Source organism: Imperialibacter sp. (assembly GCF_040222385.1).
Lineage (GTDB): Bacteria > Bacteroidota > Bacteroidia > Cytophagales > Cyclobacteriaceae > Imperialibacter.
Map to the genome: position 1 here is coordinate 1 of NZ_JAVKDF010000037.1, position 17,851 is coordinate 17,851.

Genomic DNA, 17,851 nt, shown 5'->3' on the forward strand with positions numbered 1-17,851 from the left:
GTATTATCCTGAGAATCTGCCTTTAGGGCAGTTTTATCACATCAGCGTGGATAACGATATTCCGTTCAATATATATGGTGGTTTGCAGGACAATGGATCTTGGACGGGGCCGAGCAGTGTATATGTCAGAGGACGGGGCGACAATAATAACCTCATATATAACTCCGAGTGGACTCGCATAGGCGGAGGCGATGGTTTTGATGTGATTCCAGATCTGGAAAACTCACGTTACGGATTTGCCCAATCACAAAAAGGAAATATTCAGCTATATGATAAGGTAACAGGAGACTCCGAATTTAGGCAGCCTGTGCATCCTGAAGGCACCTTTCTTAGATTTAACTGGAATGCCGGTGTAGCAAGGGATCCGCACAACGCCAACGGCGTTTATATGGGAAGTCAGTTTCTGCATTATTCGGCAGATAAGGGGAAGACCTGGGAGATTATCTCGCCCGACCTCACCACCAACGATCCAGCAAAGCAAAAGCAACTCGAAAGTGGGGGCATCACCTATGACGTAACTGGGGCAGAAAACCACACAACGATTTTGGCGGTGTCGCCAAGTAGCCTCAGCAAGGACATAATATGGGTGGGAACCGACGACGGCAATGTTCAGCTAACGAGAGACAAGGGAAAAAGCTGGACTAACGTTGCAGTGAATATTAAAGGCGTTCCTGCTGGCTCCTGGGTTAATCAGGTTCACGCATCCAGCTACAATGAAGGGGAAGCTTTCGTGGTGATTAACAACTACCGGAGGAACGATTGGACACCCTGGGTGTTTCAAACGAAAGACTTTGGAAAGACTTGGAAGCGCCTGGTAAATGAAAACTTCGTAAGAGGGTTTGTTCATTCCTTTGTGCAGGATCCGATTGAGCCCGGGCTTATGTTCGTCGGAACTGAATTTGGGCTGTATATGACAGTTGATGGGGCTGCCAGTTGGGTGAAATGGGAAAATGGCTACCCAACGGCATCAACAATGGATTTGGTCATTCACCCAAGGGATCATGACCTGGTGATTGGCACATACGGGCGTTCAGTATATGTGCTCGACGATATTCGTCCGATGAGAGCGCTAGCCAGCCAGGGAAAGCAATTGTTGGACAAGTCAATAGCGTTGTTTGATGTCCCCGATGCCTATGCGGCGAGCACAACCAGAGGAGCCAAAGGATACAGCGCCACTGGTGACGGGCTCTTTGCTGGTGAGAACAGACCTTACGGAGCGCTGATTTCCTTTTATTTGAAAGAGGTGGCCGGAAAAAGAGATAGTGTCAAGATAGAAATCCTCCAGGAGGGGAAGGCTGTTCGTACGCTGTATGCCAATGCCAAAAAAGGATTCAACCGAACCTCGTGGGATCTTCGGTACAAAGAGGTGAGAGAACCGGACACATCAAAGCCAAAGCCGGGAACTGCCGATGGTGGTGGCTTTACAGCCGTGCCCGGCACTTATACTGTGAAAGTGGTTCATGGTGAAGACATAGCGACAACAGAGGTAAAAGTTCTTGTTGATCCCAGAGTAACACCAATAACTCCTCAGGAACAAGAGAGAAAGCTGGCAATGATCGACCGTTGGGAGGCTTCCGTGAACCAGCTAACTGTTGCCGTGGATAACCTCAGGGAAGCCTTGGCTGCTGTTGAAAGAGTTGATAAGCTGCTGGCGGATAGAGAAGACGAAGCTTCTAAGGTGCTTAAAAGTGCCGGGAAAGACATCAAAGCAAAGGTGAAAGCACTAAGGGAGCCTATTTTTGGCAAGGAGGACATGCAGGGAATCTACAGAGACCCCACAACTGTGGAGGCGATCATCAACCTGGCAGCCAATCACCTTGGAGATACCTATATGATTGCCACCCCGACGCAGGAGACGATTTTGAGCCAGGCCGAAGAGGCCGTGAAATCGCCGATAGCCAACATTAGTAAGTTTGTGCAGACCGACTGGGAAGCCTATAAAGAAAAGGTAAAGGAGGAGCAGATTCAGCTAATCGAATGAAGATACCGCCTCAGGGTTGAGTAATGACTCAAGAGGAAAACGAGTTAGGTTGTTTCGGATATTCAATAATTTATCTAAATTGAATAGGTATTTAACCAACCTAATCTAAATGGGAGCCACCGAAAGGTGGCTTTTTTTGTGAAAAAGAAAGGGCGCTGAAGAATTCAGCGCCCTGACAAATATTTTAAATGGTTTCTTATTAGTGGCTGTCATCGCCCTCAGCAGCGCCATGACCGTGGTATGAGTGCTGGATTTTCTCAGTGTAGGCTAAAAGCAAAGCGGAAATGATGAAAGTTAGGTGGATGGCAATTTCGACTATGATACCTTCATTGCCTTCCATGTCTCTCGCACCTCTAACATCAATAAATGTTTTGAGCAGGTGAACACCTGAAATCGATGCCAACGAAGAAGCCAGCTTAATTTTCAACTTGCCAGCATCAAGGTCTTCAAGCCATTGAGGCTTATCTTCGTGGTGATCAACGTCAATTTTACTCGTAAAAATGGAGTAGCCACCAACAATGACCATCACAATGAGGTTCATTACCATGCTTATGTCTACTAAACCTAAAATGCCAAGCATCACCTGAGCCTCTGTATAGCTAACCACCCCGTCGTAGAGGTGATAGAGTTCTTCGAAGAACTTATATAGGTACATGAAAGAACCGAAGATAAGCCCCAGATACATAGGAGCTTGCACCCAGCGCCCCCAGAAAATGATCTTTTCAAAAAACTCTTCAAATTGCTTAACGCCTGATCTCGCCATGGTGAATAGATTTATTCCTTATATTAGGTGGGTCGTTTAAACCACAACGAAACTACGTTGTTTTATTAAATTTATCCAACTAATTATTTTACTTTTTGATTTAGCTGTTTGGGCGGTTATTCGGAACTCGACACCACTTTGCTTTTGGAGACGATGTCGTGAAATGACCTGGCATCACGCCGTAGGTAGATCATAAAAAAGCCAGCTGAAATGGGCAACAACGAAACCCATTTGCACAAATTTCTCACAACAGCATTTTTAAAACTAACAGGTCTTCCGTTGTCCATTCGGATGCTTAATCCCGCCATTTTTTTGCCTACAGTGGCTTTGAGTGCCGATGCCTCCATTCCCACAGCATAGCCATGGTACAATAAAATACAAACTGCCCAAAACCAGTTAGAGTCCGTTTCCCATAGCCCGTCGAGTATGAATAGAAACGGCAACAGGAAGGTGATATCGATGGACTGAGCAAGTAGCCTTTGGTCAAATGTGGCGGGGACAATAGACATAGTGAGAGGTAACCACACCTAGTTACTAGTGGCGCTTGAAGGGGGCTTATCAAATTTACGTCCTATGAAATAGGAGACAGGCCCAATCAAAGCGTAGATAACCCCGGCAAAAAGTCCGGAGAACTCCCAGTCGATCAGGAAGCCAAGTAAGGCAATGAACAATGAAATGAGGCCGATAGCAACTATGCCGGTGTAGTGAGCCACAATGGATTTGGTAGCGTGGAGCTCCGGTTCACTCAAGTTTAGTGATTCACTGTTTTTGATAGCGTGCCGATACATTAGAACGAACGTTATATATATCGACAGAAAGCCGCAGTCATAGATAATCATCAGCTCTGGCATATCGTTCCAGGGGATCATCTGCGTGCCCATTTGGTTCAACTCCCTGAAGTATTCATTGCTTATCAGCAACGCCTTGGCGAGAAGGGTGAAATAGGAGACCAGCCAGGTGCTGAGGAATTTGAGTGGGTATATAAAGAATAGTACGATGAGCATCATAAAGGTATTCAGCACAATGATTCTCATGTCTCTCAGTCCATAACGCATAAAGAACTGGTAATGGCCATGCCAAATCCACATAACCGCCCCCATACTTAAGGCAAAAGGAATTACATCTGAAATAAACAAGGTCAACTCATCGAAATTTCGGGGAGCCTGGGTAGACAAAAGAGACATAGTAATAGCCAGGGCAAACACGCAGTCGCTTAGCTGCTCCAGTCGGGAGGCATCACGACCTCTTGCCGTGAAAACACCATACATCGGTTCCCCTTTCTTCTTGACTAACTGTCTCATCTAACTATTGGGTTGGTTATTCCTCAAAATACAATGTCTCGCTTACTTTGTGCCGAAAACTTTCGGGGAAACGTTTCGGCCAACTATTAAAAAAGGGAGGTCAGTTTCATGGCAATGGTCATATCGCCTTCAATTTTCATCATACCTCCCATAAATGCGCTCATGGGATCCAGGTCTCCGTCAAGTAGCTTCACAAAGTCCTTAAGTTCCATTTTAATGGTACACTGTGCAGTCGTGTCGTCATTTGAAACCTTTGTTGGGGTTACGGTATCGTCCAAAAGAATAACCCCCTCCTGAAAAACAAATTTCACTGAGCTACCAATGGTTCCCCCGTTTTCTTTTGCCATTTCTACCACTCTGCCAGTTGCTATGTCCAGACTCATAATTTAATTGATTTAGGATTGAATTTTAAATAGTTCTATTTGATACAATTTGGGCCACCATTTGCCGGTAACAAAGAGTCTTTTCTCTTTTTCATCCCAGGCAATTCCGTTCAGCACGTCGAGTCTTCTGCTGTACCCTTGCTTATTGAAGATTCCTTCGAGCGAAACATCGCCTACCACCGCACCGCTGAGCGGGTCAATCATCACGATCACATCTGTCTGGTACACATTGGCGTAAATCAGGCCACCTACTACTTCAAGCTCATTCAGGTACAATACCTTTTCCTGGTGATTGTACACCTGAATCCTCCTTGTTTCTGTCAGTGTTACCGGATCAAGAAAGTAGAGGTACTCCGTGCCATCGCTCATTACGAGCTCCGTGTCGGTTGATGCGAGCCCCCAGCCTTCTGTAGAATAATTGAAGGTTCTCTTTTGTTCAAACGATTCCAAATCGTACACAAAACCAATTTTTGATGTCCAGGTCAGCTGGATCAGGCTGTTGTCCCAAAAAGCAAGGCCTTCGCCAAAGTACCTGCTGTCCAGCGGTGTTTGCTGTAGCACTTTGCCCGTTGAAATGTCGACTTTTCGAAGCGTGCTTTCGCCCCTTGTTCCTGTGCTTTCATACAGGAAGCCGCCATGATAAAGGAGACCTTGAGTATAAGCATCAGGGTCGTGTGTGTAAGTTTCAATCTTTCTGAAATCAAATTTTTGGGGAGGCGTTTCTGCAAGCAAGATCAGGGGCAGGGCGTGCTGTTCTGTTCCGCCATTGTTCAGAAACAGCTTCGCTGTTAGCGTTTGTTTACCCAAAGGAAGCGGTGCCAACGACGCAGACAGGCTCGTAGCTTGCGAAGAGGCAAGACGGACGGATTCAAAGAAAATGACCATAGAGTCAACTCGAACGGAGTCACCATCAATTGACACGGAAATTTCAAGGGTGCTTTGGGGTGTTAATGCCCCCGGCGAAGTAGAGATAGAAGTAAGGGGGATTGGCTTAGGGGCGGCTGGTTGACTCGCTGATTCCTTGCTGGAATTCTCAGAGCCACATGATCCCAAAATTGTTACCAGTGCGAGAATCAGCGTAGTGGTTAAAAAGAGCTTCCGCATAGGCTAATAACTAAGCACGGCGTAGCCTTTCAGCTGATAAGTTGTAACCAAAGTAACCGCCGACAGGCTGATGGCAATGCCGGGGGTCAGCTCTCTGGCATCAATTTTTCTTGCCTTCAGCGACTGCCCGCATACGTATAGCTTTATTCCTCCTTCTAAAAGAGATCGGATAAGGTCGGTGTTTGGATTGGGCGTTCCGTATCTGTTTTCGTGTGAAATATCGGACAGAATGGAGATGGTTGCTTCCCCGTGGATCACAGCTACTATATCAATGTTCTCTTTCGGCACTCCCCCCATGCCATGCAGGTTGGCAATTCTGGCCAGGTTGTTCAGCGATGCGTTGATCGATTTATGGCCTCCGGCTCCCTCTTTGATATCCACAACAATTTTGTATTGCAGAGTAGGGTCGGGAAACTCTGTTGCTTCCTGAATGTCAAAGATTCCGCCGTGACCTGTTACAATGGGGTAGTGCGCTTCTTGAGCATAGGCGGCAATAGACAGTAGATTGGCAATTAAAAAGCAAACAAAAGATTCCAGGTAATAGCTTTTTACAAAATTCTTCATTTGCCAAAAATAACTATCTTATGATATTTTCAACCCCGATTAAATGATAAAGTTCAGAAGGTCAGCCGGGTGAATGTCATAAATGCGAAATATTACGTTATTTAGCTTTATGCTTTGCAATAATTGACACTATCATGAAAAAGATACTCGTCCCAACTGATTTTTCTAAAGAAGCAACCTTTGCCTTAGAGTCGGCCTATCCCTTGGCACAAAAAAAAGGTGCTGAGATAGTCTTGGTCAATGTGATAGAAGATCCGCATGACTATAGTTTTAACACAATGGGTATTGCGGGGTACTCCCCTGAGGAAAACATCTATATTGTTCAGCTAATAAGGAAAACCGAAGAACGTTTGAAGGCATTGGTGGCCGACCCTGCCTATGCCGGGGTTTCTATGAGCTTCGAGGTTAAAATTGGGAAGACTTTTGACAAGATATTTGAGGTGATCGAGCGCCTGAATCCTGATTTGGTAGTGATGGGTTCCTCAGGTTCTTCCGGTCTCGACGAGGTCTTTGTCGGTTCAAATGCGGAGAAATTGAGCAGGTTTTCGAGCGTGCCCGTGATAACCGTGAAGGCCCGACGGGACTTGGTAAATATCAAGAACATTGTTTATGCGTCAGATTTGCGGGAAGAGCAGGGCATCATCATGAATGACCTGAAAGCGTTGCAGAAGCTGTACGGAGCAAAACTTCATATATTAAAGGTGTTTGAGCCTGTTTGGGTCAACGACCAGGAAGTGAAGGAGCGAATTCAGAAGTTTGCGGATTATTATAAACTTGAGAATTACACAGTTAACACTTTTCATGATCCGGATGAAGCGGAAGGTATTCTGCTATTTGCCGGTCAAAACAATGCTGATTTGATTGCCATGGCTACCCACCCCAGAAAAGGACTTGGGGTGCTACTTGGAGGAATGATCTCCAAAAATGTGATTAACCACACACAGATTCCGGTCTGGACCAAGGCCATAAAGAAAAAATAGGTGACGCAGGGTAAAATTAAGAAAGCCGATCATTTCAATGATCGGCTTTCTTAATTATGAGGTGAACAAAAAAGGGCTCTACTTCAAAACGCCCAGTTCTTTTCCAACTTCAGTGAAGGCAGCAATAGCTTTATCGAGGTGATGTTTATCGTGTACCGCCGAAATTTGCACCCGAATTCTTGCCTTCCCTTTGGGCACCACGGGAAAATAGAAACCAATAACATAAATGCCCTTTTCGAGCAGCTTTTGTGCAAATTGTTGTGAAAGCACAGCGTCATAAAGCATAATGGGCACAATGGGGTGCTCGCCAGGCTTGATGTCAAAACCGACAGTGGTCATTTTCTCACGGAAGTATTTGGTGTTGGCCTCCAGCTTGTCTCTTAGCTGGGTGGTTTCAGAAAGCAAGTCGATAACAGCAATGGAGGCACCAGTGATGCTTGGTGCCAATGTGTTGGAGAAAAGGTAGGGCCTGGAGCGTTGCCTCAAAAGCTCGATTATCTCTTTTTTTCCACTGGTGAAGCCGCCTGATGCTCCGCCAAGTGCTTTCCCCAAAGTGCCGGTGATAATTTCAATGCGGCCCATCACTCCTCTGAATTCATGCGTGCCACGGCCCGTTTTTCCCATGAAGCCAGTTGAGTGGCATTCATCGATCATGGTAGTTGCTCCATATTTATCGGCCAGGTCACATATTTCATCCAATTTGGCAATGGTACCATCCATTGAGAAAACACCATCGGTAACGATGATCTTGTTTTTACAGCCAGCAGCGGCTTTCAATTGCTCTTCAAGATCGGCCATGTCACTGTTCTTATAGCGAAACCTTTGGGCTTTGCACAGCCTTACGCCGTCAATAATAGAGGCATGGTTCAACTCGTCAGATATAATGGCATCTTCCGGCCCAAACAGGGGCTCGAAAACGCCACCATTGGCATCGAAAGCTGCGGCATATAGGATCGTGTCTTCAGTGCCCAGGAATTCCGATATTTTTTTCTCCAGGGTTTTGTGGATGTCTTGTGTGCCGCAGATAAATCTGACTGAAGACATGCCAAAGCCATGCGAGTCGATGCTTTTTTTGGCCGCTTCCAGTACTTTTGGGTGTGCTGATAGCCCCAGGTAGTTGTTGGCGCAAAAGTTGATCACCTCCCGGCCGTCTTGCGTTTTGATATCAGCTCCCTGAGGAGTGGTGATGATTCTTTCTGTTTTGTAAAGACCAGCCTTTTTGATCTCTTCAAGTTCGGCGGTCAGTTTTTCTTTCAATGAATCGTACATAGCTTCTTATTCCTTATTTTTTGGGGCAATGTTAAGTTTCGGTCTCATCATTTTCGCTTTTGGCACTTCTTTCTTTACGTCCTCAGCCGTTTCCACAATGGGGTATTTTCTTCTTATTCCATTGATCAGGAATATTTTTTGTGCAGTAAAGCTATCGGGGTGAACCTGATCAAAAATATTCTTGAGTTCCATGAAACGCTCCTGTTCGCCAAGGGCGAATCCTTTAGCATCTATTTTTTTTGACGTCAGGTACTCTTTGAAAGTCATGGCTTGTCCTTTGGGCAAATATAAGTTGTTTCACCCGCTGGGGAAAACTTTTGCGGAAACGGATGGAGATTTCAAAATAGCCAGCATGTGTTTGTTGAAAGCACTTTTGCTTGTACTCAATATTACTAATTTTGCCGACACAACATTAACCCTTCAATATTTACGAATGAGTACGATCCTTATTATAGGTGCCTGCGGCCAGCTTGGCACGGAGCTGACGGAATCGCTAAGAGCCCGGCATGGAAACGACAAGGTCATTGCAACCGATGTTTCGGCACCAAAGGAAAGCCTGCTATCGGGGCCTTTTGAACACCTGGATGCCATGGACGGCAAAAGGATTGCGGAACTGATAGCGAAATACAGGGTTGACCAGATTTATCACCTGGCGGCAGTGTTGTCAGCAAAAGGTGAAGCCGATCCCATGTTTGCCTGGAACCTCAATATGACCAGCCTGCTCACAGTGTTGGAAATAGCGAAAGAACGAAAGCTGGAGCGGGTATATTGGCCAAGTTCTATAGCCGTTTTTGGCCCCAATTCTCCCATCAACCATACACCTCAGAACACCATTATGAACCCCAACACGGTTTATGGTATCAGCAAGTTGGCGGGCGAAAGGTGGTGCGAGTACTACTTTTTAAAATACGGGGTCGACGTTAGAAGTATTCGTTATCCCGGTCTTATTGGCTACAAGGCCAAGCCAGGTGGTGGCACCACCGACTATGCAGTTGACATTTACTACAAAGCCAAGGAAGGCAAGGACTTCAATTGCTTTTTGCGTGAAGACACCCTGCTGCCTATGATGTACATGACGGATGCCGTGGATGGCACCATTCAGCTAATGGAGGAGGAGTCTTCAAAAATCAAAATCAGATCCAGCTACAACCTGCACGCCATGAGCTTCGCTCCAAAAGACATCTACGAAGCTATAAAATCAGAAGTTCCTGGATTCAGCATTTCGTACGAGCCGGATTTCAGGCAGAAAATTGCTGACTCGTGGCCCAACAGCATCGATGATAGTCATGCGAGGGCCGACTGGGGATGGGAGCCGAAATATGATCTGAAAAGAATGACGACTGAAATTCTGGCCAGTCTTATCCTTGATTAACCATTAGCCTGTAGGTAGAAGAATACTTTCCAGCCTGGATGGTTACCAAATAAATCCCCGTGGGCAAGGTTTGGTCGAAGGTGGTAGATACATGGGCGGAAGTGATTTCACTTGTTGTTACTACTCTGCCCTGTAGATCGGATACGGTCATTGTCACGTCATAAGCCGTGTAAAGAAGCTCTTCGGGGATGTTAAGTTGCAATTCGGTTCCGTTGTTAGGGTTCGGGTACATGGCTACTGTGCTGAAGTCAGGAGCAACCTCTACTGCGATTGTTTCGAATATTTCTGAAGAACCATCAAAGTCAATGGCATTCAAGCGGTAGTAGTTGATGCCCATTTCAGGATTTGTATCAGTAAATGAATATTGGTGTTTTTCAGAAGTAAACCCGTTTCCTTTTTCAGTAGCAATCACGTCAAAGTCTTTTCCGTCAAATGATCTTTGTATTTCGAAGTTGTCAAAATTTTCTTCTGACACAGTTTCCCACGAAAGCTTAACCGTATTTTTCAAGTTTACGCCTTTGAAGTAACTAAGTACGATGGGCAGGGGAGTGGCTCCGTTGTTGTTAACGAAATCTTGAATTGACTGAGACTTAGAGCTTAGTGACGAGTTGTCTGCATTGGCCGCTCCCGTGTCTCCATTTCCGCTGATTGTTCCTGTTACTACCAGATTACCAACGCCTCCATTATTATCAGTATATTCTTGGTTACCGCCTGTTAAAGACATGTTGCCGTCGATGATAATCAAGCCACCGTTATCAACGGTTACTTTGTTGGCGGCTGAAAAATCGCCAAAAACAACCAGCACGCTACCTGTCATCATTCTTAAGCTGTAGCTGTTGGTTGCAAAACTCATATTGCCGTAAACAACCAGAGTATCCTTGATAACTATTTCCTTGCTGTTATTTCCGATGTTACGGAAAGAGAGGGCTCCGTTTCTTGTGATGTATTTCTCAATTCTGATTTGTACATCTCCACTTGCGTTATATGTGTCGCCAATATCCGTTACGGGAACTGCCGCATTATCTGTCCAGTTTGCATTGGTTGTCCAAAGGTAGAAGCCACTAGTTTTTGTTTGCGCTCTCGTCACCTTTTGAGCGGTAGCTAATGAACCACTTATGGTGATGATGATCAGAGACAAAACGATTTTTAATGTATTTTTCATAGTTGCTAAATCTTCTTCCTTTCGGACAATACAAAGGTCAATCATTGCTATTGAACCGCAAAATTTCTTGTGTGACGTATAAAGGCGTTTGTCGACTTTTTTGACGATTTCATAGAAAGCCTCGTTTCTCAACCTTTGTTTTAGGTACAAATAAGCCTTTGCGATTGAATTTCGATAGCCAGAAACTGATGTAATATTTTTCTGAAAAATGAACAAAAGCGATCTTTTTTTTTAAGCGGAGCGGGTATTTGGTACACGGTGTTTTAACCGTCTGCCATACGCCTGGATAAGTGTCGAACAGGGGGCGGATTTTGAACTTTGGCAAAAAAGTAAATTATTTGATGTCCAATACAGCCGGAAACGCTTCGGAATTTGAAGCTTAAAATGGAATCCTATGAGTAGTTATAAGAACATACTAGTTGAGCAGAATGGATCAGTAAAGACCATAACAATTAACAGGCCCGACAAATTGAATGCCCTTAATCAACAAACTATGGAGGAGTTGAGGAAGGCGTTTCAGGAAATAAACGATGCCAAGGATGTAAGAGGGGTTATTGTTACAGGGGCTGGAGAGAAGGCATTTGTAGCAGGTGCCGACATCAAGGAGTTTTCGGAAATCAACGAACTCAACGGGCGAAAGTTCGCTGAGAGTGGCCAGGAAATTTTTAACCTTATCCAAAACTGCCATGCCCCCGTTATCGCAGCGGTGAATGGCTTTGCTCTGGGGGGAGGTTGCGAGCTGGCCATGGCGTGTCATATACGGATAGCATCAGAGAATGCCAGGTTTGGGCAGCCAGAGATCAATCTTGGCATCATACCGGGCTACGGCGGCACCCAACGGCTGACTCACCTAATAGGTAAAGCAAAGGCAGCGGAGCTGATGCTAACTGGTGAAATGATCTCTGCGGCAGATGCGCTTACTTTGGGCCTTGTAAATTACGTCGTTCCTGCCGACAAGCTGATGGAAAAGACCAACAGCCTGATGGCAAAAATCCTTGAAAAGGCGCCTCTGGCGGTTGGAATGGTGATAGACTGCGTCAACGCAGTTTATAATGCCGACGAAGATGGATATCAGACAGAGGCCAATTCTTTTGCCAGGTGCTGCGGCACAGAAGACTTCGTTGAAGGAACAACTGCCTTTCTTGAAAAGCGCAAGCCTGTTTTTAAGGGCGAATAAGGTAACTTCGGGCTTTATATGGGCCAACTAAAAAAACTTGCAGGCCAAACTGCGATATACGGAGTCAGTAGCATTGTGGGCCGCCTGCTTAACTGGCTGCTGACGCCATTTTACACAGGTATTTTTGAGCCAGGCGAGTATGGCCAAATGACCATACTCTACGGTTATTCGGCATTCCTGCTCATTATTTATACCTATGGCCTGGAAACAACCTTCTTTAGGTTTTCGACCAGAGACATTACTAAAGGGCAGAACACATATGGTCAGGTAATGACCATGATAGTGCTGACTACCTTGGTTTTCACAATTGCGCTTTGGGCCTTTGCTCAGCCAATAGCTTCATTTATTGAATACCCGGATCATTCGTCATGGATAAGGTGGTTTGCTGCGATACTGGCAGTAGAAGCTGTTATGTCGATTCCCTTTGCCAAGCTTCGGCTGGAGAACCGGCCAATCAAATTCGCCAGTATTAAGATTCTCGTCATTCTGGTCACGATCCTGCTAAACATCTTTTTGCTCGTGATCGCTCCAGCAGCCATTGCTGGTGAGTACCTCGTTTTCTTGAAACCGCTGATAGCACCATGGTACGACCCCTCTCTTGGCATTGAGTACATTTTTATCGCCAACTTCCTGGGCACTTTCTTGCTGGTGCCGTTGCTGGCAAAAGAGCTTATGGTTGCAAGGTTCAACTGGAACCGGAAATTGATCAGGCAAATATTGGCGTACAGCCTACCAGTGGGAGTAATGGGATTGGCAGGCACGGTCAACGAAACATTCGGCCGATTGATGATCAAATACCTTTTACCAGATGGTTTCTACGGTAGCGGCGGCGCTGATTATGCCACAGGGGTTTATGGCGCCTGCTTTAAGCTGAGTGTGTTTATGAACCTGGGTATCCAGGCCTTTCGGTACGCCGCCGAACCCTTCTTCTTTTCAAGCGCCAGTGACAAAAACTCTCCCGAGCTGTTCAGTAAAGTGATGAAGTGGTTTGTCATTTTCGGGGCACTGGTGTTTTTGGGCATTTCTGTCAATTTAAATTGGCTGGGGCTACTTCTTCGCCAGTCGGAATACCGTGAAGCACTGTTTATTGTGCCCTTTTTGCTCATGGGCTACCTGTTTCTGGGTATTTATTATAACCTTTCCGTGTGGTATAAACTCACCGATCAGACATACTATGGTGCCTATATTGCGTTGCTTGGTGCACTAATTACTGTCGTGGGAAATGTATTATTGATCCCTGTTATCGGGTATTTGGGCAGTGCAGTCGTCACCACCCTCACGTTTATGGTGATGGCGGTAGTTAGTTATTACCTGGGGGAGAAGCATTACCCGGTTCCTTACAAGGTGCCCAATGCATTTTTCTATCTAATTCTTTCTTCAACACTTGTTTTCGGTGCAAGCCAAATGCACTTCAGCTCATTTTTGCTGGAACTGCTTGTGAACAATCTGGCCGTTGTGTGCTTTATTGTTATTGTGCTGATCAAGGAAAGAGCGGATTTGCCTCGACCTAAGCGTTTTATTTCTTAATTTTGCAGCCTTGTTTTACTTATGAAGGTAAAAATAGTTAACAAATCGCCGTTTTCACTTCCTGAATATCAGACCAAGTTATCGGCAGGGCTTGACTTGAGGGCTGTTTTAGAAGAGGGCATCAGACTTGCTCCTTTGGAACGAAAATTGGTGGCCACTGGCCTTTATATAGAGTTGCCACCTGGGTTTGAGGCGCAAATTCGTCCCCGAAGTGGCATGGCATTTAAGCAGGGAATTACCGTTCTCAACTCGCCTGGCACCATCGATGCAGATTACAGGGGGGAGTTAAAGGTGCTTTTGGTAAATTTGTCCAACCAGGAAGTCACGATTGAGCATGGCGACCGTGTGGCTCAAATGGTTATAGCAAAGCACGAAAAAATAGAGTGGGTAGAAGGCGAAGCCTTAACTGAGACAAAAAGGGGCGAGGGTGGATACGGAAGTACGGGTAAAAACTAATAGATGCCTGCGAAAAATATAAAGACCGAGATACCCAAAGGTCAAGTTTAGACGTATTACAGATTCCCGGCGTCCGTTTTGAAAGAAAGAATATGGTAAATGCAGATCACATCGTTAAAAGAGTTATAGCCACAGGAGCCCTTGCGCTTCTTTTGGTAGCGCTTTCCTTTGATTTGCAGGCCCAGGGAAAAAAGAAAAAGTCCAGAGATGGAGTGCCCAGCGAAATATCTGAAAACGACAGGTTTCAGGCTGAGTATTACTTCGTAGAGGGGGAGAAGTTTTTTATGCTGGAGGACTATGCCAAAGCGTATGAGCTGTTCAGTCTCTCCAACGACATTGACCCGAAAAGCTCGGGTGTTCACTACAAGATGGCGCAAATTCTGGCTGAGTCTGGTGACTTCGAAAAAGCACTTACCCATGCCAATGAAGCGATAAATCTCGACAGTGATAACAAATACTACTTCCTGCTAACTGCCGAGATTTACACTAACATGTCCAACTTTCAGGAGGCAGCCAGCCTCTACGAAAGAATGATAAGCACGCTACCAAACAACGAGTCGTATCTTTTCGATTTGGCGGCGTTGTATATCTATCAGGACAAGCTTGACAAGGCCCTCGATGTGTATAACAGGGCGGAAGATTTCTTCGGCGTATTAGAAGAGATCACTTATCAAAAGCAGCAAATTTTTATTCAACAGGGAAAGATAGATTTGGCCATCGCAGAAGGTCAAAAGCTGATTGATACCTACCCCGACGAGTCGGACTACAAGCTCACACTCGCTGAAGTGCTTATTTCAAATCAAAAAGAGAAAGAGGCAATTCCCTACCTGGAAGCAGTGCTGAGAGACAACCCGTCCAATGCGCAGGCCAGTGTTCGGTTATCTGAAATTTATAGAAAGAACGGGCAAACTGAGAAGGCCATGGAGTCGCTTCACAATGCTTTTTCTAACCCGTCGCTTAATGTAAATGCAAAGGTGCAGCTACTGGCCGGTTACATCGCTCAGCTTCCCAACCCCGAACTTGAAACTGCCGCTAAGGAGCTCGCTGTAGATTTGATTGAAGCCCACCCCGACAATGTGGATGCTCAGGCCATTTCCGGTGACCTGGAGTTCAGGCTGGGCAATAAGGAGAAAGCCAGAGGTTTTTACCTGAGAGCACTCGAACTCGACAACAATAACTATAACCTTTGGCAAAATGTGATTTCCATTGAAATGGAGCTGGAAGACTATCAGGGTGCTGCCCAGCATGCTGAGCAGGCTATCGAAATTTTCCCCAATCAGGCACTGCTTTATTATTTTGGAGGCACAGCTTATCTTGTAAAAAAGGATTATAGAAAGGCTGCTAATAACCTTGAAGCAGGAAAAAAGTTGGCAACATCCGATCCTGACCTTTCAGGCTTTATCATCGGGCAGCTTGGTGATGCTTACAATGGTTTGGAAGACTATCCCAAGTCTGACGCAGCCTATGAAGAAGCATTGAAAATCAATTCTGACAACGATTATGTCCTCAATAACTACAGCTACTATCTCTCTTTGAGAAAGGAAAAATTGGACAGGGCTCTTGAGCTGTCGAAGCGTTTGGTAGAGAAGAATCCCGATAATGGGACTTATCTTGACACTCATGCCTGGGTACTGTATGTGAGAGGTGACTACAAGGAATCGAAATTTTACCTTGAAAAGGCCTTGGCTGACGCTGAAAATGTTAGTGGTACAATCGTTGAACACTATGGTGATGTACTTTTTCGATTGGGTAAGATTGATGAAGCAGTGGAGCAATGGAAAAAAGCAAAATCAATGAAGGACACCACGAAACTAATTGATAAGAAAATTGCCGACAGGAAACTATATGAAGAATAGACTGCTGCCCCAAGCAGGTTTAATTGCCCTGATCCTTTTCGTTTCCTGCAATAAAAAGCTGGCCTACTTCGATTTTTTGGAGAGGAACAAGCTGGATGTTCAAGAAATAAACTTTGACTACTTCTCCACGAAAACTAAGATCAACTACACGGAGGGTGACAATAAAATTAACGCCAGCGCTAATATCAGGATAAGAAAGGACAGCATTATTTGGTTTTCACTTACTCCGGCACTGGGGATAGAAGCTGCCCGGGGCATTATCACCAAAGATTCACTTGTGGTCGTCGATCGGCTTAACAAAGTTTATTTTGTTTATACTTATGCTTCGCTGAGCGAGAAGTATAATTTTAATATCGACTACCAACTTCTTGAAGCAATTTTTTTGGGTAACCCACCTAGGAATATCAAAGAAAATGAAAGGGTGGTAAGAGAAACCGACTATGCGATGGTAGAGCAAAAGGAAGGAGAGGTTACGTTTAATAACTACATTTCCACCAAAACCTCCAAGCTGGAGAAGCTGTCAATTGTGGACCTCCCAACCACCAACACGCTGAATATTACTTACTCTGATTTTCAAGTAGTTGATGAATTTCATATTTTTCCGTTCCAATCGTTGATTTCACTGGTGTATAATAAGCCAGGTACAGCCGAGGCTTTCAATACGCAAATAGAAATTGAGCACAACAAAGCTGAGGTTGAAGACGGCAAAAAAATGAAGTTTCCGTTTAATATTCCCCAAAAGTATGAGCGGAAGTAGTCGCTTATCAATCCTGTTGCTCCTGGCGCTGATTTTCTCAGTGCAGGTCTCTTTTTCCCAAAAATCGAAGAGCCAGTTAGAAAAGGAGAAGCAGGAAAACCTTCGGCGAATTGAAGAAGCTCACTCCATTCTACAGGAAACAGAAACCCAGAAAAAGAGCACTTTAGGCCAATTGAGTGCTATTTCAAGGCAAATTGAAGCCAGGGAAATGCTGATCAAATCCATCAGTGAGGAGGTCGACTTGCTGGGCACCGACATAGATGAACTGAGTCAGGTTGTGAAATCGTTGGATGGTGACCTGAAGGCACTCAAGCAAGAATATGCCTCCATGATTTACGCCGCCTCGAAGTCGAGGCATGGTTTCGACCGCCTAACGTTCCTCTTTTCAGCGCAGACTTTCAGCCAGTTTTTGCGTAGGCTAAGCTATCTCTCTCAATACGCTGAGGCTCGAAAAACGCAAGCGGTTCAGATCAAAAAGGTAACAGAGGCCTTGAATGGGCAGAAGAACGAGTTTGAAGCCAAACGCACCGAACAACAGAAACTGCTTGCAAGTCAGGTTGCAGAAAACAAAAACTTGTTGTCTTTGAAGACCAAGCAAAGTTCGGTTATCAAAGATTTGAGCAGCCGGGAAAAGCAGCTAAAAAACGAGTTGGCGCAGAGGAAACAGGCCATCGACAAACTGGATAACCTTATTGCGGAACTCATCAAAGCGGAGCTGGAAAAGGAGCGGGTAGCCAAAAGTCCGGTTACCTCGCCGCTGATTTCCTCAAACTTTGAGGGTAGCAAGACAAAATTACCTTGGCCGGTGTCTTCTGGTTTTGTTTCTTCCAGATTTGGGAGACATCCACACCCGGTACTTAAAGGTGTAGAGGTTGATAACCAGGGTATTGACATCCAAACCGGCCAGGACGAAATCGTAAAATCAGTTTTTGATGGAACTGTAGCTACCGTGGCTTTTGTTCCTGGAATGAACAGTGTGGTGATCATCAAGCATGGAGATTACTATACCTTGTATGCCCGGCTGAAAAAAGTAAACGTCAAAAAAGGACAAGAAGTAAAAATTGGCGACATAGTGGGGGAGGTGTTCACCGATACTGACGGGATCTCTGAGATACAATTTCAGGTTTGGAAGAACAACCAGAAGCTAGACCCCGAAAAATGGCTCATGACCAAGAAATGAGGGATGGGGTTCTTTAAAT

General features: G+C 45.3%; 18 protein-coding genes. 9 read left to right on the plus strand and 9 right to left on the minus strand.

The window, feature by feature from the left end:
• The coding region (locus tag RIG68_RS18910) for a WD40/YVTN/BNR-like repeat-containing protein (RefSeq protein WP_502880667.1) at positions 1 to 1,981 on the plus strand (1,981 nt) is incomplete at its 5' end.
• A 199-nt stretch (positions 1,982 to 2,180) separates the two neighbouring features.
• Here RIG68_RS18910 and RIG68_RS18915 read toward each other — a convergent pair.
• The 6 genes from RIG68_RS18915 to RIG68_RS18940 all read right to left on the minus strand — a co-directional run bounded on the left by RIG68_RS18915 (position 2,181) and on the right by RIG68_RS18940 (position 6,096).
• Entirely contained in the window at positions 2,181 to 2,744 is a 564-nt protein-coding gene (locus RIG68_RS18915; RefSeq protein ID WP_152001031.1) for a TIGR00645 family protein, read from the minus strand.
• A gap of 116 nt (positions 2,745 to 2,860) precedes the next feature.
• The gene (locus tag RIG68_RS18920) at positions 2,861 to 3,253 is read right to left on the minus strand and encodes an RDD family protein (RefSeq protein WP_152001030.1); all 393 of its coding nucleotides are present in this window, start codon (positions 3,251 to 3,253) and stop codon (positions 2,861 to 2,863) included.
• An 18-nt stretch (positions 3,254 to 3,271) separates the two neighbouring features.
• On the minus strand, positions 3,272 to 4,045 hold the full coding sequence (locus RIG68_RS18925; protein WP_350125801.1) for a TMEM175 family protein: 774 nt from the start codon (positions 4,043 to 4,045) through the stop codon (positions 3,272 to 3,274).
• An 86-nt stretch (positions 4,046 to 4,131) separates the two neighbouring features.
• The gene (locus RIG68_RS18930; protein ID WP_152001028.1) at positions 4,132 to 4,428 is read right to left on the minus strand and encodes an SCP2 sterol-binding domain-containing protein; all 297 of its coding nucleotides are present in this window, start codon (positions 4,426 to 4,428) and stop codon (positions 4,132 to 4,134) included.
• A gap of 12 nt (positions 4,429 to 4,440) precedes the next feature.
• Positions 4,441 to 5,532, minus strand: coding sequence for a glutaminyl-peptide cyclotransferase (locus tag RIG68_RS18935; RefSeq protein ID WP_350125804.1), 1,092 nt, complete (start codon positions 5,530 to 5,532; stop codon positions 4,441 to 4,443).
• A gap of 3 nt (positions 5,533 to 5,535) precedes the next feature.
• Complete coding sequence (locus RIG68_RS18940) at positions 5,536 to 6,096, minus strand: DsrE family protein (protein WP_152001026.1); 561 nt, start codon at positions 6,094 to 6,096, stop codon at positions 5,536 to 5,538.
• A 134-nt stretch (positions 6,097 to 6,230) separates the two neighbouring features.
• Here RIG68_RS18940 and RIG68_RS18945 point away from each other — a divergent pair, with 134 nt between their 5' ends.
• Positions 6,231 to 7,076, plus strand: coding sequence for a universal stress protein (locus tag RIG68_RS18945; protein ID WP_152001025.1), 846 nt, complete (start codon positions 6,231 to 6,233; stop codon positions 7,074 to 7,076).
• A 78-nt stretch (positions 7,077 to 7,154) separates the two neighbouring features.
• On the opposite strand, the gene kbl is transcribed toward RIG68_RS18945, so the two are convergent.
• Positions 7,155 to 8,345 carry a glycine C-acetyltransferase gene (gene kbl / locus RIG68_RS18950; protein ID WP_350125807.1) on the minus strand — a complete coding sequence of 397 codons (1,191 nt, stop codon included), beginning with the start codon at positions 8,343 to 8,345 and terminating at the stop codon, positions 7,155 to 7,157.
• A gap of 6 nt (positions 8,346 to 8,351) precedes the next feature.
• The gene (locus tag RIG68_RS18955) at positions 8,352 to 8,630 is read right to left on the minus strand and encodes a hypothetical protein (RefSeq protein ID WP_350125810.1); all 279 of its coding nucleotides are present in this window, start codon (positions 8,628 to 8,630) and stop codon (positions 8,352 to 8,354) included.
• Positions 8,631 to 8,778: 148 nt separating this feature from the next.
• Here RIG68_RS18955 and RIG68_RS18960 point away from each other — a divergent pair, with 148 nt between their 5' ends.
• Positions 8,779 to 9,717 carry an NAD-dependent epimerase/dehydratase family protein gene (locus RIG68_RS18960; RefSeq protein ID WP_350125813.1) on the plus strand — a complete coding sequence of 313 codons (939 nt, stop codon included), beginning with the start codon at positions 8,779 to 8,781 and terminating at the stop codon, positions 9,715 to 9,717.
• On the opposite strand, the gene RIG68_RS18965 is transcribed toward RIG68_RS18960, so the two are convergent.
• Positions 9,704 to 10,879: a T9SS type A sorting domain-containing protein gene (locus RIG68_RS18965; RefSeq protein WP_350125816.1), complete on the minus strand. Its 1,176-nt coding sequence runs from the start codon at positions 10,877 to 10,879 to the stop codon at positions 9,704 to 9,706. The two genes, RIG68_RS18960 and RIG68_RS18965, sit on opposite strands and share 14 nt — an antisense overlap.
• A 394-nt stretch (positions 10,880 to 11,273) precedes the next feature.
• Between RIG68_RS18965 and RIG68_RS18970 the strand changes: the two genes are divergently transcribed.
• The 6 genes from RIG68_RS18970 (at position 11,274) to RIG68_RS18995 (ending at position 17,832) form a co-directional block, all read left to right on the plus strand.
• Complete coding sequence (locus tag RIG68_RS18970) at positions 11,274 to 12,056, plus strand: enoyl-CoA hydratase/isomerase family protein (RefSeq protein WP_350079036.1); 783 nt, start codon at positions 11,274 to 11,276, stop codon at positions 12,054 to 12,056.
• Positions 12,057 to 12,074: 18 nt separating this feature from the next.
• Positions 12,075 to 13,583, plus strand: coding sequence for a lipopolysaccharide biosynthesis protein (locus tag RIG68_RS18975; protein ID WP_350125820.1), 1,509 nt, complete (start codon positions 12,075 to 12,077; stop codon positions 13,581 to 13,583).
• 21 nt (positions 13,584 to 13,604) lie between these two features.
• Positions 13,605 to 14,039 carry a dUTP diphosphatase gene (gene dut, locus RIG68_RS18980; protein WP_152001018.1) on the plus strand — a complete coding sequence of 145 codons (435 nt, stop codon included), beginning with the start codon at positions 13,605 to 13,607 and terminating at the stop codon, positions 14,037 to 14,039.
• A 92-nt stretch (positions 14,040 to 14,131) separates the two neighbouring features.
• Entirely contained in the window at positions 14,132 to 15,895 is a 1,764-nt protein-coding gene (locus RIG68_RS18985; protein WP_350125823.1) for a tetratricopeptide repeat protein, read from the plus strand.
• On the plus strand, positions 15,885 to 16,652 hold the full coding sequence (lolB1, locus tag RIG68_RS18990; RefSeq protein ID WP_152001016.1) for a lipoprotein insertase outer membrane protein LolB1: 768 nt from the start codon (positions 15,885 to 15,887) through the stop codon (positions 16,650 to 16,652). The genes RIG68_RS18985 and lolB1 overlap by 11 nt, the downstream gene beginning before the upstream one ends.
• A complete protein-coding gene (locus tag RIG68_RS18995) occupies positions 16,639 to 17,832 on the plus strand; it encodes a murein hydrolase activator EnvC family protein (RefSeq protein WP_152001015.1) in 1,194 nt (397 codons plus the stop codon). Before lolB1 ends, RIG68_RS18995 begins: the two co-directional genes overlap by 14 nt.
• The last annotated feature ends 19 nt before the right edge of the window (positions 17,833 to 17,851 follow it).

Coding starts and splice junctions, on each gene's coding strand:
- RIG68_RS18940 (WP_152001026.1), bottom strand. CDS start 6,096: ATGAAGAATTTTGTAAAAAGCTATTACCTGGAATCTTTTGTTTGCTTT.
- RIG68_RS18930 (WP_152001028.1), bottom strand. CDS start 4,428: ATGAGTCTGGACATAGCAACTGGCAGAGTGGTAGAAATGGCAAAAGAA.
- RIG68_RS18925 (WP_350125801.1), bottom strand. CDS start 4,045: ATGAGACAGTTAGTCAAGAAGAAAGGGGAACCGATGTATGGTGTTTTC.
- RIG68_RS18915 (WP_152001031.1), bottom strand. CDS start 2,744: ATGGCGAGATCAGGCGTTAAGCAATTTGAAGAGTTTTTTGAAAAGATC.
- RIG68_RS18965 (WP_350125816.1), bottom strand. CDS start 10,879: ATGAAAAATACATTAAAAATCGTTTTGTCTCTGATCATCATCACCATA.
- lolB1 (WP_152001016.1), top strand. CDS start 15,885: ATGAAGAATAGACTGCTGCCCCAAGCAGGTTTAATTGCCCTGATCCTT.
- RIG68_RS18935 (WP_350125804.1), bottom strand. CDS start 5,532: ATGCGGAAGCTCTTTTTAACCACTACGCTGATTCTCGCACTGGTAACA.
- RIG68_RS18975 (WP_350125820.1), top strand. CDS start 12,075: ATGGGCCAACTAAAAAAACTTGCAGGCCAAACTGCGATATACGGAGTC.
- RIG68_RS18920 (WP_152001030.1), bottom strand. CDS start 3,253: ATGTCTATTGTCCCCGCCACATTTGACCAAAGGCTACTTGCTCAGTCC.
- RIG68_RS18970 (WP_350079036.1), top strand. CDS start 11,274: ATGAGTAGTTATAAGAACATACTAGTTGAGCAGAATGGATCAGTAAAG.
- RIG68_RS18960 (WP_350125813.1), top strand. CDS start 8,779: ATGAGTACGATCCTTATTATAGGTGCCTGCGGCCAGCTTGGCACGGAG.
- dut (WP_152001018.1), top strand. CDS start 13,605: ATGAAGGTAAAAATAGTTAACAAATCGCCGTTTTCACTTCCTGAATAT.
- RIG68_RS18995 (WP_152001015.1), top strand. CDS start 16,639: ATGAGCGGAAGTAGTCGCTTATCAATCCTGTTGCTCCTGGCGCTGATT.
- kbl (WP_350125807.1), bottom strand. CDS start 8,345: ATGTACGATTCATTGAAAGAAAAACTGACCGCCGAACTTGAAGAGATC.
- RIG68_RS18945 (WP_152001025.1), top strand. CDS start 6,231: ATGAAAAAGATACTCGTCCCAACTGATTTTTCTAAAGAAGCAACCTTT.
- RIG68_RS18985 (WP_350125823.1), top strand. CDS start 14,132: ATGGTAAATGCAGATCACATCGTTAAAAGAGTTATAGCCACAGGAGCC.